The organism is Streptomyces sp. MP131-18, assembly GCF_001984575.1.
GTDB classification, from domain to species: Bacteria; Actinomycetota; Actinomycetes; order Streptomycetales; family Streptomycetaceae; genus Streptomyces; species Streptomyces johnsoniae.
Genome location: NZ_LZNS01000001.1, coordinates 6,718,000 through 6,730,883, shown reverse-complemented (window position 1 = coordinate 6,730,883; position 12,884 = coordinate 6,718,000). Strand labels below are relative to the sequence as shown.

Sequence of the window (12,884 nt, the reverse complement as noted above, 5' to 3'; positions counted from 1 at the left end):
CCCGTCCGGCCCGGTTGATACGGCGGGGCCGGTGCCGGTCACGGCGTCAGGCTGTCGTGGATGTGCTGGATGAGCCGGCCCACCGGCTGCCGCTCGTCGGGCATGGCGGCGTCCGCGTCGCCTCCCGAGACGAGCAGCATCAGCAGGGCGGCGAAGGCCGCGGCCGGCAGGGCGACGGCCCACCAGCGGAGGCGGACGTCCATGCCGGAACGGTGCGGGCGGGCTGCCATGGCGTCGTCTCCATCCGTCGCGTGCGTGCGGTGCTCGTGCACTGGTGAAGAACTTACGGACCCGGGGCGTGCGGTCCCATCCGGTGAGCCACCCAGCCCTCCCTGAACCTGGCCCCCTAAGGGTTGGTGGTGCCAGCACCACCCGTCGCGCCGGGTGGCGGGCGGGGTCAGGGGGACGCGACCGTGGCGATGACGGCGATGACGACGCTGATCCCGAGCATGGCGCCCAGGATGAGGAGCAGCTTCCGCTGCCCGCCGGTGGGATGGGGGTCTAGCGCTGGCATGGGAACAGTCTCCCACTCAGTCGCCGTCCTCCACGCACCGGTCCCGCCCGGCGGCCATGCCGACGGCGATCTGCGCGAGCATCAGGACGGTCATGAACGCGAGCGGAACGTGCCAGCCGCCGGTCATGTCGTTCAGGGTGCCGACGAGCAGCGGCCCGGGAACGCAGAGCAGGTAGCCGGTGCTCTGGGCGAACGCGGAGAGGCGGGCGACGCCCGCGGGGGTCCTGGCGCGCATGCCGATCATGGTGAGGGCGACAGGGAAGGCGCAGTTGGCGATGCCGAGGAGCACCGCCCACAGCCACGCGCCGCCCGCGGGGGCCAGCCACAGTCCGGCGTAGCCGGCCAGGCCGCAGCCGCCGAGGACCAGGACCAGCGGGCCCTGGTGCCGCAGCCGGGTGGCGATGCGCGGCAGGACGAAGCCGAGCGGGGCGCCCAGGCCCATGATGACCGCGAGCAGCAGACCGGCCGTGCCCGCGGAGACCCCGGCGTCGCGGAAGATCTGCGGCGCCCAGCCGAGGGTGATGTAGGCGGCGGTGGCCTGGAGGCCGAAGAAGCCGGCGAGTGCCCAGGCGGTGCGCGAGCGGATCATGCGGGGCGGGGCGGCCTGCGCCTCCCGAGCGGGCCGCGGGGCCGCGGGGACGGCGCCGTCGGCGCGGCGGCGGGCGGGGGCGAGGACGGCCAGCCACGGCAGCAGGGCCAGGGCCGCAGTGGCCGCCCAGACGGCGAGGCCGTTGCGCCAGTTGCCGCCGGCGGCCTCGGTGAAGGGAATGGTGAGCCCGGCGGCGCCGGCGGCGCCGAGGGCGAAGGCCATCGAGTACAGGCCGGTGACGGAACCGACCCGGTCGGGGAAGTAGCGCAGGACGAGGACGGGCATCAGCACGTTGCCGACGGCTATGCCGGCCAGGGAGAGGGCGGTGGTGGCGAGGAAGACGGCCGTGTTGCCGGCGAACGAGCGCAGCGCGAGGCCGAGGGCGACCGCGGCGAGGCCGGCGAGCACCACGGCGGCCGGGCCGAAGCGGCGGGCCAGGCGCGGGGCCGCGACGCCGAATACGGCGAAGCACAGGGGCGGTACGGAGGTCAGCAGCCCGGCGACGGTGCCGCCCATGCCGAGGTCGTCGCGGACCTCGGCGAGGACGGGGCCGAGCGCGGATATGGCGGGGCGGAGGTTGAACGCGGTCAGCACGAGCCCCAGCGCGACCAGCCAGGGAGCGGCGCGGCGGGCGGGTGACGGTGCGGGGGGACGCTCGTGGAGAGTACGGTCGTCCTTCGTCAACTCCATGAGCTACATCATAGAATCATGGGATGAATCCCCCGTGTGGGGTTCCGGACAGTTCCCGGGAGAGTTATGTCACTGACCGCGCCCCGCCGTTCCGCCCTGGCCGACCAGGTCATCGGCCAGCTCCGCCACGAGATCACCTCGGGCGCATGGCAAGTCGGCTCGCGCATCCCGACCGAGCCCGAGCTGGTCGAGCAGCTCGGCGTGGCGAGGAACACCGTGCGCGAGGCGATCCGCGCGCTGGCGCACAACGGGCTGCTCGACATCCGTCAGGGTTCGGGGACGTACGTGGTGGCCACCAGCGAGCTGGCGGGCGTGATGCACCGCAGGTTCGCGGACGCCGATCCCCGGGATGTGGCGGAAATGCGCAGCACGCTTGAGGCCGCGGCGGCCCGGCTGGCCGCGCGGCGGCGCACCGAGCAGGAGCTGCGGCAGCTCGACGTGCTGCTGGGGCGCCGCGAGGCCGCCTGGGCCACCGGGCGGGTGGAGCAGTTCGTGGAGGCGGACGCCACCTTCCACATGGCGGTGGTCAAGGCCTCGCGGAACGAGGTGCTGACCGCGCTGTACGCGGACCTCGGCACGGTGGTGCGGGCGTTCCTGCGCGACGAGGTGGGCGAGACGCTGCGGGCCGAGGACCACGTGGACCACAGCCGTCTGGTGGCGGCGATCCGGGCCGAGGACGCGGAGGGCGCCGCGGCGGAGGCCGGCTCCTACGCCCTGATCTGCCGGGCGCTGCCCGCGGGCGCCGGCGCCTGACCGCGGCCGTGCCCCCGACCGCGCGGGCGGCCGGGGGCACGGAACGGGACGGGACGCGGCCCGGCCGGGGCGCCGGGCCGGATCCGGGGCGCCGGGTCAGGCGCCCATCATGTGGACGCCGCCGTCGACGTGGACGATCTCGCCCGTCGTCTTCGGGAACCAGTCCGACAGCAGTGCGACCACGCCGCGGGCCGCGGGCTCCGGGTCGGACAGGTCCCAGCCGATGGGCGCCCGGTTGTCCCAGACATCCGCCAGCTCCTCGAAACCAGGGATCGACTTGGCCGCCATCGACTTGATGGGCCCGGCGGCGACCAGGTTGACCCGGATATTCCGCTCGCCCAGGTGCCGGGCGAGATAGCGGGAGGTGGCCTCCAGGGCCGCCTTGGACACGCCCATCCAGTCGTACTTGGGCCAGGCCACCCGCGCGTCGAAGTCCATGCCGACGACGGAGCCGCCGCGCGGCGTCAGCAGCGGGAGCAGCGCCATGGTGAGCGACTTCAGCGAGTAGGCGGAGACCTCGACGGCGGTGGCGACCGACTCCCAGCCGGTGTTCAGGAAGTTGCCGCCGAGCGCGTCCTGCGGGGCGAACCCGATGGAGTGCACCACCCCGTCCAGGCCGATGCCCTCGCCCAGGTGCCCGGCGACGCGGTCGGCGAGGCCGTCGAGGTGCTCCTGGTTCTGCACGTCCAGCTCGATGACGGGCGCGGGCTTGGGCAGCCGCTTGGCGATGCGCTCGACCAGACTCAGCCGGCCGAAGCCGGTGAGCACGACCTCGGCACCCTCCTCCTGGGCGAGCCGCGCCGTGTGGAAGGCGATCGAGGATTCGGTGAGCACCCCGGTGACCAGGATGCGCTTGCCGGCCAGAAGTCCGCTCATGTTCAGTGCCCCATGCCCAATCCGCCGTCAACCGGGATGACGGCTCCAGTGATGTATGCGGCGTCCTCGGACGCCAGGAAGCGCACCACGGCGGCGACTTCCTCGGGCTGGGCGTAACGGCCCAGCGGCACCTGTCCGACGATCTCGGCGCGCCGCTCCTCGCCCAGGGCCCTGGTCATGTCGGTGTCGACGAAGCCCGGCGCAACAACGTTGCAGGTGATGTTCCGCGAGGCGAGTTCACGGGCGACGGAGCGGGCGAAGCCGACCAGACCCGATTTGGCGGCGGCGTAGTTGGCCTGTCCCGCGGACCCGCTCAGGCCCACGACGGAGGAGATCAGCACGATCCGGCCGTTGCGGGCGCGGAGCATGCCGCGGGAGGCGCGCTTGACGACGCGGAAGGTGCCCGTCAGGTTCGTCTCCAGGACGGCGGTGAAGTCATCCTCCGTCATCCGCAGCAGCAACTGGTCGCGGTTGATGGCGGCGTTGGCCACCACGACCTCGACGCGGCCGTGCACATCCTCAACTTCTTTGTATGCCTGCTCCACCTGTTCCTGATCGGTGATGTCACACTTCACCGCCAGGACGCCGCGGTCGCTCAACTCCTTCGGGGGCTCCCCGGAGCGGTAGGTGATGGCGACCTTGTCGCCTGCGTCGGCCAGGGACCGGGCGATGGCCAGGCCAATTCCGCGGTTTCCTCCGGTGACGAGTACCGAGCGGCTCAAGGGACCACCCTCCTTCTGCTTGGTGTGCTCCGCACAAACGCTAGCCCGCCGCCCGGTTCGCGCGGGGGGTGGGGCATGACAGGGGCGCCGCCGCGGTCCTGTCGGGTTTCTACAGCAAGCGGTGCGGGCACTCCCGGGCGGGAGGCGCCGGGGCCGCGGGAGCCACGGGGGCCGGGGCCGCGCCACCCCTGTCCCGGGCGCATCCGGCGGGGGCATGATCGTGAGCGGGGCGTCCCCCGCCGCCCCGGCCCACGCAGTTGGCAACGGACAGGAGACACCGTGCCGAGATCCATCGACGAAACGTTCCTCGCACTCCCCCTGCGCCCGCTCGCCGACGCGGCCCTGGCCAGGGCCAGGTCCCTGGGCGCCGACCACGCCGACTTCCGGCTGGAGCGCGTCCGCAGCGCCAACTGGGTGCTGCGGGACGCCAGACCAGCGGGCTCCCGGGACACCACCGACCTCGGCTACGCGGTGCGCGTGGTGCACGGCGGCAGCTGGGGCTTCGCGGCGGGCGTCGACCTGACGCCGGACGGCGCGGCGCGGGTGGCCGCCCAGGCCGTGGCGATGGCGAAGCTGTCCGCGAAGATCATTGCCGCGGCCGGCTCCGACGAGCGCGTCGAGCTGGCTCCGGAGCCCTCGCACGGGGAGCAGACCTGGGTGTCGGCCTACGAGGTCGACCCGTTCGACGTCCCCGACGCGGAGAAGACCGGGCGGCTGGCCGAGTGGAGCGAACGGCTGCTGTCCGCGCCGGGCGTGACCCACGTCGACGCGCGCCTGTGGGCGGTGCGGGAGAACAAGTTCTACGCCGATACCGCGGGCACGGTCACCACGCAGCAGCGCGTGCGGGTGCTGCCCGAGCTGACGGCCGTCGCCGTGGACGCGGCGAGCGGCCGGTTCGACTCGATGCGCACGCTGGCCCCGCCGGCGGGCCGCGGCTGGGAGTACCTGACGGGCACCGGCTGGGACTGGGACGCCGAACTCGCGGAGATCCCCGACCTGCTCGCCGGGAAGCTCGCGGCGCCCTCGGTCGAGCCGGGGGCGTACGACCTGGTCATCGATCCGTCGAACCTGTTCCTCACCATCCACGAGTCCATCGGCCACGCCACCGAGCTCGACCGGGCACTGGGCTACGAGGCGGCGTACGCGGGCACCTCGTTCGCCACGTTCGACGGGCTCGGCTCGCTGAAGTACGGCTCGCCGCTCATGAACGTCACGGGCGACCGTACGGCCGAGCACGGCCTTGCCACCACCGGCTACGACGACGAGGGCGTGCGCACGCAGTCCTGGGACCTGGTGAAGGACGGCGTGCTCGTCGGCTACCAGATGGACCGGCGCACCGCCCGGCTGAAAGGGTTCGAACGCTCCAACGGCTGCGCGTTCGCCGACTCCTCCGCGCACGTCCCGCTCCAGCGCATGGCCAACGTGTCCTTGCAGCCCGCGCCCGGCGGGCCGGACACCGCGGGCCTGATCGCGGGCGTGGAGCGCGGGATCTACGTGGTGGGCGACGGCTCCTGGTCGATCGACATGCAGCGGTACAACTTCCAGTTCACCGGGCAGCGGTTCTTCCGGATCGAGAACGGGCGGCTGGCCGGGCAGGTGCGGGACGTCGCCTACCAGGCGACCACGACGGACTTCTGGGGCGCCATGGAGGCCGTGGGCGGCCCGCAGACCTACGTCATGGGCGGCTCGTTCATGTGCGGCAAGGCGCAGCCGGGGCAGCTCGCGGCCGTGTCGCACGGCTGTCCCTCCGCCCTCTTCCGCGACATCACCATCCTCAACACCACCCAGGAGTCCGGCCGATGACCTCCTTCAGAACCGGCACGCCCCACGAGATCGTCGAACGCGCACTTGAGCTGTCACGGGCCGACGGCACGGTCGTGATCGCCGACGAGGAGTCGACCGCGAATCTGCGCTGGGCGGGCAACGCGCTGACCACCAACGGCGTGACCCGCGGCCGGCGGCTCACGGTCATCGCCACCGTCGACGGCGCGCACGGCACCGCCTCCGGCGTGGTGTCGCGCAGCGCGGTCACCGCGGAGGAACTCAGGCCACTGGTCCTGGCCGCCGAGGAGGCCGCGCGCCAGTCCCCCGCGGCCGAGGACGCCCAGCCGCCGGCCGGGGTCAGACCGGCCGACGCGCGGTTTACCGAGCCGCCCGCCGTGACCTCGCCCGAGGTGTTCGCGGACTTCGCGCCCGCGCTCGGCGAGACGTTCGCCAGGGCGCGGGCCGGCGGGCGCGAACTGTTCGGCTTCGCGCACCACCAGGTGGTCTCCACCTACCTCGGCACGTCGGCAGGGCTGCGGCTGCGGCACGACCAGCGGACCGGCCACGTGGAGCTGAACGCCAAGTCGCCCGACCGCGGCAGGTCCGCGTACGTGACCGTGCCCACCGACGATTTCTCCGACGTCGACCCGGCGGCCCTCGACGCCGGTCTGGCCGTTCGGCTGCGCTGGGCCGAGCGCCGGGTCGACCTGCCCGCCGGGCGGTACGAGACGCTGCTGCCGCCCAGTTCCGTCGCGGACCTGGTGATCTACCAGCACTGGATGTCCGACGCACGGAACGCGCACGAGGGCCGCACGGTCTTCAGCCGCGCGGGCGGCGGCACCCGCGTCGGCGAGCGGCTGGCCGCGCTGCCGCTGAACCTGTGGAGCGACCCGGCGGCGCCGGGCGTCGAGGGCTTCCCGTTCCTCGTCGCGCGCTCCTCGACCGACTCCCTGACCCCGGCGGTGTCCGTCTTCGACAACGGCCTGCCGCTGTCGCGGACGGACTGGATCACCGAGGGGGTGCTGCGGCGGCTGCCGACGACCCGGCACACCGCGGGGCTGACCGGGCTGCCGCAGGCGCCGTTCAGCGACAACCTGCTGCTGGACGCGGGCGGCACGGGCACGGTCTCCGACCTGGTGGCGCGCACGGAGCGCGGGCTGCTGATCACGTCGCTGTGGTACATCCGCGAGGTGGACCCGAGGCCGCTGCTCCTGACCGGCCTGACCAGGGACGGCGTCTACCTCGTGGAGAAGGGCGAGGTGACCGGCGTGGTGAACAACTTCCGCTTCAACGAGTCCCCGGTCGACGCGCTGGGCCGGGCCACCGAGGCGGGCGCGACCGACCGGTGCCGCTCGCGCGAGTGGGGCGAATACTTCCCGCGCACGGCCATGCCGGCGCTGCGCGTCCCCGAGTTCCACATGAGTTCCGTCAGCCCCGGAGTGTGAGCCGGCGGGGCCGGGAATTCCGCGGCCCGGGGAAATGCGCCTTTCGCCCGGACCGCATTCACGGCGCGCGGTTCTTCCGGTCCCGAATGCATAAGCGCGCGGTCGGCGTTGCGGTCGCTTCCGGCCATTTTCCGCGCGTCGGCGCCGGTGGCCGCGCCGTAGGATGGGCGGGACCCGTCCGCCCCTACTTTCAGGACACAACGTGACACGCCTCGGTGAATCCGTGCGGCGCGCCCGCGCGCTGCTGACGCAGGATCTCTCCTCCGACTCCGTCGTGCGGCAGCTGCTGGAGGAGACGGGCACGCGGCGTTATCTGGACCTGTCCGACCTGTCCCCGGCCGAGCAGGCGCGGCTGATCGCGGGGCGCGCCGTCGACGTGCTGCCCTCGCCGGACACGCTGGCGGAGCGGATCGAGGCGGCCCGTTCCGGCGGGCGCGGGCTGCACGTCAAGCTCGGCATCGACCCGACGGCCACCGACGTGCACCTGGGGCACGCGGTGCCGATCATCGTGCTCAGCCGCTTCCAGCGCATGGGGCACGACGTGACCCTGATCATCGGCGACGTCACCGCCAAGATCGGCGACCCGTCGGGGCGTTCCACGGAACGGCCGCCGCTGACCGACGAGGACATCGCGCGCAATCTGGCGGGCTACCGCGAGCAGGTGCGGCCGTTCTTCGACTTCGAGCGGGTCGCCTTCCGGCACAACAGCGAGTGGCTCGGCGCGGTGACGCTGCCGAAGCTGATCGGTGTCCTGGCGCAGGTGCCGGCCTCCTCGCTGCTCCAGCGGGACGACTTCCGCACGCGTCTCGACGGCGGCCACGGGCTGACCATGTCGGAGCTGATCTACCCGGTGGCCATGGCCATCGACTCGGCCGAGATCGACGCGGATGTGGAGCTCGGCGGCGTCGACCAGCTGCTCAACATGCAGATGGGGCGCCGGGTCATGGAGATCTACGGACTGACCCCGCAGCTGATCGTCACCATGCCGCTGATCGAGGGCACGGACGGCTCCGGCGCGAAGATGTCGAAGTCCAAGGGCAACTACGTGCCGCTCGCGGCGACGGCCGAGGACGTGTTCGGCAAGATCATGTCGATTCCCGACCGGCTGATGGAGCCCTACCTGCGGGCGTGGACCGAGTGGACGGACGAGGAGCTGGCGGCGGCCACGGGACGGCTCGCGGACGGCTCGCTGCACCCGATGGACCTGAAGAAGGTGCTCGCCGGCGAGGTCGTGGCCGTGCTGCACGGGACCGAAGCGGCCATGGCGGCACGGGCGGGCTTCACCGCCCAGTTCTCCCGGCGCAGCTTCACTGACGTGGGCGCCCTGCCCGAGGTGGACCTCGGCGAGCACGGCGGCGAGGGCATCGCGACGGTGCTGACCAAGATCCTCGAGTTCACCCCGAGCGCGTCGGCGGCCCGGCGGCTGGCGAAGCAGAAGGGGCTGCGCCTGGTCCTCCAGACCGGCGAGGAGCAGGACAGTGCCGTGCTGGCCGAGGCGGACGCGCTGCGCCCGCTGGGCGAGGTGGTGGCCGAGCATCTGGCAGCGGCGACGGGGACGCCGGACGGCGTCTTCCTGAAGGCCGGACGAAAGCTGGCCCAGGTGCGGGGCTAGCCTGATGGCGGGTGGTGAGGCAATGCGCTTGCGACGCGATACGGCCGATACGGCGGTCTTCCGGATCACGGAGGCCCGCCAAGGGCTCGACGACGACGTACGGGGGCGCCAGCGCCGTTACATCATCTCCATGCTCGTACGCACCGTGGCGGTGTTGCTCACCTTCGTGCTGTGGGACGTGAGCCGGCCGCTGGCGATCGTGGCACTGGTTCTGGGGACGGTGCTGCCGTATGTTGCCGTAGTGATCGCGAACGCGGGCCGGGAGAACGTGCCTTCGCTGCCGTCCACCTTCCTCGGCGACGAGGCGAAGCGCGCCCTGCCACCTGGAAACAGTGACCTCCACAACCGGAGTTGACCCCTCCGGCCTGCGAAGCTCAAGGAATCCTCAAATCAATTGAGCAGATCCCCTGCGCCCACCGGGGCAATGCATGTCATACTTCAAGAGCGCTCCGTATCCCCCGTCGGAGCGACGACCGACGCCGGGCGGCTCCCCCCGTGGCTGCCCGGCGTCGCCTTCTGTGTTTTCCGTGCGCATTGTTGAGGATGTTGGATGGATTCCGTGTCTGCCTCATCCGCATCCACCGACCTGATCTGCTCGGCCAAGGGCTGCCGCGCCGCCGCTGTCTGGGTCCTCGCCTGGAACAATCCGAAGCTGCACACCCCCGAGCGGCGCAAGACCTGGCTGGCCTGCGAGGAGCACCGCGAGTACCTCTCGCGCTTCCTCGGCATCCGCGGCTTCCTCAAGGACGTCGTGGCGCTCGACGCGTGGCAGGCATCAGCCCCCGATCGCTGACATCGGGCGCTGCGGCTGGACGAAGGAGGGGTCGTCCAGACCCGAGCCCGCCTTCTTGCCCCACATCGCCACCCGCCACCGCTCCGCCAGCTCCGCGTCGTCCACCCCCGCGCGCAGCGCGCCCCGCAGATCGGACTCCTCGCGCGCGAACAAGCAGGTCCGGACCTGGCCGTCGGCCGTGAGGCGCGTACGGTCGCAGGCCCGGCAGAACGGCCGGGTGACCGAGGCGATGACCCCGACCCGGTGCGGACCGCCGTCCACCAGCCACCGCTCGGCCGGGGCCGCCCCGCGCCGCTCCTCCTCGGGCGTCAGCGTGTAGCGGGTCCGCAGCGACTCAAGGATGTCGCCCGCCGTGATCATCTGCGTCCGCTGCCAGCCGTGCTGCGCGTCCAGCGGCATCTGCTCGATGAACCGCAGCTCGTAGTCCTGTGCCATCGCCCAGGCCAGCAGGCCGGGCGCCTCCGTGTCGTTGAGCCCGGGCATCAGCACCGCATTGACCTTCACCGGCGCCAGGCCCTCGGCCTTGGCCGCGGCCAGGCCGCGCAGCACGTCCTCGTGCCGTCTGCGGCGGGTGATGCGCGCGAAGACCTCGGGGTCGGTGGTGTCGAGCGACACGTTGACCCGGTCGAGACCGGCCGCGCGCAGTGCCCCGGCCGTGCGTTCGAGACCGATCCCGTTCGTCGTGAGAGACAGCTTCGGCCGGGGGGCGAGGGCGGCACAGCGCTCCACGATGGAGACCAGGCCGCGGCGCAGCAGCGGCTCGCCGCCGGTGAACCGCACCTCGGTGACGCCGAGCCGGGTGACCGCGATCCCGACCAGCCGCACGATCTCGTCGTCCGTCAGCAGCTCCGGCTTGGCGAGCCAGGACAGGCCCTCCTCCGGCATGCAGTAAGTGCAGCGCAGATTGCACCGGTCGGTCAGCGAGACCCGCAGGTCCGTGGCAATCCGCCCATAGGTGTCGAGCAGCATGTCTCGCAGCGTACGTCACACGTGGACAGACGTGCGTGGCAACGGCTCCGCGGCCGTTCCGACGGGCCCTCAACTCCCGGCGGCGGTGCGGCCACTGTCGGTGCCGGGCCGTATCCTCGGTGACCATGCTCGAAGACCACCAGGCCGCCGCGGCACGCATCCAAGTCCAGCAGCCCGCCGATGAGTCATGGCCCGCGGGGTACCCCGGGGGGTACGCCGTGGTGGACGTCGAGACCACCGGCCTGCGCCGCAGCGACCGGATCGTGTCCGCGGCCGTGTACCGGCTGACGGCCAGGGGCGAGGTCGAGGACCACTGGTACACGCTGGTCAATCCGCAGCGCGATCCGGGGCCGAGCTGGATTCACGGGCTGACGGCCGAGGTGCTCGCCGACGCGCCGCTGTTCTCCGAGATCGCCGGGGAGTTCGCGGAGCGCCTGGCCGGGCGGGTGCTCGTGGCACACAATGCGGTCTTCGACTGGACGATGATCGCCAGGGAGTACGCGCGGACCGACCGCACGGCGCCCGTGGAGCAGCGGCTGTGCACGATTCTGCTGTCCAAGGCGCTCGGTCTGCCGCTGGACAACCACAAGCTGGAGACCCTGGTTTCCTACTTCGGGGTGACGCAGCGGCAGGCGCACCACGCGCTGGACGACGCCCGGGTGCTCGCGGAGGCGTTCCGGCCGAGCTTGCAGCACGCGGCCAGGCGGCGGCTGGCGCTGCCGCTGCACACCTGCCGCCCGCTGGCGGGCTGGACGGATGCCGGCGGCGCCGAGCCGCAGGGCGTGGCCATGGCCACGGCCGCGCCTTGGCGGGGCGGGTGGCGCACGGCCAGGCGCCGCCCCCCGTGCCCGTGGCCCAATCCAGGGCGGTACGAGGCGGGCGGGCGGCTCGTGCAGGGCATGCGGGTCGCCTTTTCCGGGGACACGTCGGTGGACCGCGAGCTCCTGGAGGACCAGGCGTTCGAGGCGGGGCTGCACGTCGCCTCCGGCGTCTCGCGCCTGACCAGCCTGCTGGTGACCAACGACCCGGACTCCAGGACCTCCAAAGTGGTGAACGCGCGGGCGTTCGGCACCCCGGTCCTGGACGAGGCGGCCTTCACGCACCTGCTGCGGGACGTGGCCCCGGCGCCTGAGCGCTGACCCCGTTCGGGTACCGTCGACTGCTGTGTACCGCTTTCTGCTGTCCCGGCAGTGGGTGATCCTCACCCTCGTTGCGCTGCTGATGGTCCCGGCCCTGACGTGGCTCGGGTTCTGGCAGTTCGACCGGCACGGGCAGCGCGTCGAGCGGAACGACCTGATCGCCGGCAGCCTGGCGGCCCCCGCGGTGCCCATGTCCGAGCTGTCCTCGCCCGGCGGGCCGGTCGACCCGGACGACCGCTACCGCCCCGTGACCGCGACGGGCGTCTACGACCAGGACCGCGAGGTGGTGGTCCGGCAGCGTTCCAATGGCGACGGTGCCGTGGGCTACTACGTGCTGACCCCGCTGCTGCGGGAGGACGGCACGGCAGCGATGGTCAACCGCGGCTGGATCGCGGCAGGAAACGACCTGACGCGGATGCCCGAGGTGCCGGCCCCGCCGGGCGGCGAGGTCACGGTCACCGGCCGCCTGATGGCCGACGAGTCCACGGGCACCACCGGGATCAGGGAGCGGCAGGGGCTGCCCGACGGCATGGTCATGATGATCAGCAGCGAGGAGCGCGCCGACGCCCTGGGCAGGCAGGTGCTCGGCGGCTACCTGGAGCTGACCGCGACCGACCCCGCCCCGGCGGACGAGGCGGCGCAGCCCGAGCTGCTGCCCGAGCCCGATCACACGGGCATCGGCGCCCACTTCGCCTACGCGGTGCAGTGGTGGCTGTTCGCGGCGGGCGTTCCGGTGGGCTGGGTGCTGCTGCTGCGGCGCGAGGTCCAGGACCGGCGACGCGCGGCGGAGAAGCCGCGCTCCGCGCCGGGTGCGGAGCAGAAGAACGAGAACGAGGAGGAGCGGGCCCCGCGGAAGGCCGCTCCGGCCGCCACCTCCTGACCCCTCACCCCTCCCCCACCACCCGGACCGACTGCCCCGCCACCACGCCAAGCGGCGGCCCCGACCGGTGGCGGACTCACCGGCTCCGGGCAGCAGGTAGCCCGTCGGCAAGTCCCGAGGGGCTCGGGCCTGCGGCCG

Annotated in this window: 14 protein-coding genes; 8 read left to right on the top strand and 6 right to left on the bottom strand. The window is 72.7% G+C overall.

What is annotated here, in order from left to right; genetic code table 11:
• Positions 1 to 38: 38 nt before the first annotated feature.
• The 3 genes from STBA_RS30055 to STBA_RS30050 all read right to left on the bottom strand — a co-directional run bounded on the left by STBA_RS30055 (position 39) and on the right by STBA_RS30050 (position 1,793).
• On the bottom strand, positions 39 to 230 hold the full coding sequence (locus STBA_RS30055) for a hypothetical protein (protein ID WP_077062194.1): 192 nt from the start codon (positions 228 to 230) through the stop codon (positions 39 to 41).
• A 167-nt stretch (positions 231 to 397) separates the two neighbouring features.
• Complete coding sequence (locus tag STBA_RS39095; RefSeq protein WP_253195111.1) at positions 398 to 514, bottom strand: SGM_5486 family transporter-associated protein; 117 nt, start codon at positions 512 to 514, stop codon at positions 398 to 400.
• A 16-nt stretch (positions 515 to 530) separates the two neighbouring features.
• On the bottom strand, positions 531 to 1,793 hold the full coding sequence (locus STBA_RS30050) for an MFS transporter (RefSeq protein WP_079252233.1): 1,263 nt from the start codon (positions 1,791 to 1,793) through the stop codon (positions 531 to 533).
• A 66-nt stretch (positions 1,794 to 1,859) separates the two neighbouring features.
• On the opposite strand from STBA_RS30050, the gene STBA_RS30045 reads away from it, so the two are divergent.
• Positions 1,860 to 2,546 (top strand): FCD domain-containing protein, encoded by a 687-nt coding sequence (locus STBA_RS30045; RefSeq protein WP_077062193.1) that lies wholly within the window; start codon positions 1,860 to 1,862, stop codon positions 2,544 to 2,546.
• 96 nt (positions 2,547 to 2,642) lie between these two features.
• Here the strand turns inward: STBA_RS30045 and fabI are convergent, their stop codons facing one another.
• Both fabI and fabG read right to left on the bottom strand, forming a co-directional pair.
• Positions 2,643 to 3,422 (bottom strand): enoyl-ACP reductase FabI, encoded by a 780-nt coding sequence (fabI, locus tag STBA_RS30040; RefSeq protein WP_077062192.1) that lies wholly within the window; start codon positions 3,420 to 3,422, stop codon positions 2,643 to 2,645.
• Positions 3,423 to 3,424: 2 nt separating this feature from the next.
• Positions 3,425 to 4,144, bottom strand: a complete 720-nt coding sequence (fabG, locus tag STBA_RS30035) for a 3-oxoacyl-[acyl-carrier-protein] reductase (protein ID WP_077062191.1) — start codon at positions 4,142 to 4,144, stop codon at positions 3,425 to 3,427.
• A gap of 279 nt (positions 4,145 to 4,423) precedes the next feature.
• Here fabG and STBA_RS30030 point away from each other — a divergent pair, with 279 nt between their 5' ends.
• The 5 genes from STBA_RS30030 (at position 4,424) to STBA_RS30010 (ending at position 9,758) form a co-directional block, all read left to right on the top strand.
• The gene (locus tag STBA_RS30030; RefSeq protein WP_077062190.1) at positions 4,424 to 5,947 is read left to right on the top strand and encodes a TldD/PmbA family protein; all 1,524 of its coding nucleotides are present in this window, start codon (positions 4,424 to 4,426) and stop codon (positions 5,945 to 5,947) included.
• Positions 5,944 to 7,353, top strand: a complete 1,410-nt coding sequence (locus STBA_RS30025; RefSeq protein ID WP_077062189.1) for a metallopeptidase TldD-related protein — start codon at positions 5,944 to 5,946, stop codon at positions 7,351 to 7,353. Before STBA_RS30030 ends, STBA_RS30025 begins: the two co-directional genes overlap by 4 nt.
• Positions 7,354 to 7,555: 202 nt before the next feature.
• Positions 7,556 to 8,965 carry a tyrosine--tRNA ligase gene (gene tyrS, locus STBA_RS30020; protein WP_077062188.1) on the top strand — a complete coding sequence of 470 codons (1,410 nt, stop codon included), beginning with the start codon at positions 7,556 to 7,558 and terminating at the stop codon, positions 8,963 to 8,965.
• A gap of 22 nt (positions 8,966 to 8,987) precedes the next feature.
• On the top strand, positions 8,988 to 9,320 hold the full coding sequence (locus STBA_RS30015; protein WP_077062187.1) for a DUF3099 domain-containing protein: 333 nt from the start codon (positions 8,988 to 8,990) through the stop codon (positions 9,318 to 9,320).
• Positions 9,321 to 9,515: 195 nt separating this feature from the next.
• Positions 9,516 to 9,758 (top strand): hypothetical protein, encoded by a 243-nt coding sequence (locus tag STBA_RS30010; RefSeq protein WP_077062186.1) that lies wholly within the window; start codon positions 9,516 to 9,518, stop codon positions 9,756 to 9,758.
• On the opposite strand, the gene moaA is transcribed toward STBA_RS30010, so the two are convergent.
• Positions 9,741 to 10,727, bottom strand: coding sequence for a GTP 3',8-cyclase MoaA (moaA, locus tag STBA_RS30005; RefSeq protein ID WP_077062185.1), 987 nt, complete (start codon positions 10,725 to 10,727; stop codon positions 9,741 to 9,743). The two genes, STBA_RS30010 and moaA, sit on opposite strands and share 18 nt — an antisense overlap.
• A 125-nt stretch (positions 10,728 to 10,852) precedes the next feature.
• Here moaA and STBA_RS30000 point away from each other — a divergent pair, with 125 nt between their 5' ends.
• Both STBA_RS30000 and STBA_RS29995 read left to right on the top strand, forming a co-directional pair.
• Positions 10,853 to 11,866: a DEDDh family exonuclease gene (locus STBA_RS30000; RefSeq protein ID WP_077062184.1), complete on the top strand. Its 1,014-nt coding sequence runs from the start codon at positions 10,853 to 10,855 to the stop codon at positions 11,864 to 11,866.
• 25 nt (positions 11,867 to 11,891) lie between these two features.
• Positions 11,892 to 12,746 carry an SURF1 family protein gene (locus STBA_RS29995; protein ID WP_077062183.1) on the top strand — a complete coding sequence of 285 codons (855 nt, stop codon included), beginning with the start codon at positions 11,892 to 11,894 and terminating at the stop codon, positions 12,744 to 12,746.
• Positions 12,747 to 12,884 lie beyond the last annotated feature (138 nt).

Excerpts from the sequence above, each read along its gene's own strand:
- STBA_RS30010 (WP_077062186.1), top strand. The coding sequence starts at position 9,516 with ATGGATTCCGTGTCTGCCTCATCCGCATCCACCGACCTGATCTGCTCG.
- STBA_RS30055 (WP_077062194.1), bottom strand. The coding sequence starts at position 230 with ATGGCAGCCCGCCCGCACCGTTCCGGCATGGACGTCCGCCTCCGCTGG.
- moaA (WP_077062185.1), bottom strand. The coding sequence starts at position 10,727 with ATGCTGCTCGACACCTATGGGCGGATTGCCACGGACCTGCGGGTCTCG.
- STBA_RS30045 (WP_077062193.1), top strand. The coding sequence starts at position 1,860 with ATGTCACTGACCGCGCCCCGCCGTTCCGCCCTGGCCGACCAGGTCATC.
- STBA_RS30000 (WP_077062184.1), top strand. The coding sequence starts at position 10,853 with ATGCTCGAAGACCACCAGGCCGCCGCGGCACGCATCCAAGTCCAGCAG.
- fabI (WP_077062192.1), bottom strand. The coding sequence starts at position 3,422 with ATGAGCGGACTTCTGGCCGGCAAGCGCATCCTGGTCACCGGGGTGCTC.
- STBA_RS39095 (WP_253195111.1), bottom strand. The coding sequence starts at position 514 with ATGCCAGCGCTAGACCCCCATCCCACCGGCGGGCAGCGGAAGCTGCTC.
- STBA_RS30025 (WP_077062189.1), top strand. The coding sequence starts at position 5,944 with ATGACCTCCTTCAGAACCGGCACGCCCCACGAGATCGTCGAACGCGCA.
- STBA_RS30015 (WP_077062187.1), top strand. The coding sequence starts at position 8,988 with ATGCGCTTGCGACGCGATACGGCCGATACGGCGGTCTTCCGGATCACG.
- STBA_RS30050 (WP_079252233.1), bottom strand. The coding sequence starts at position 1,793 with ATGGAGTTGACGAAGGACGACCGTACTCTCCACGAGCGTCCCCCCGCA.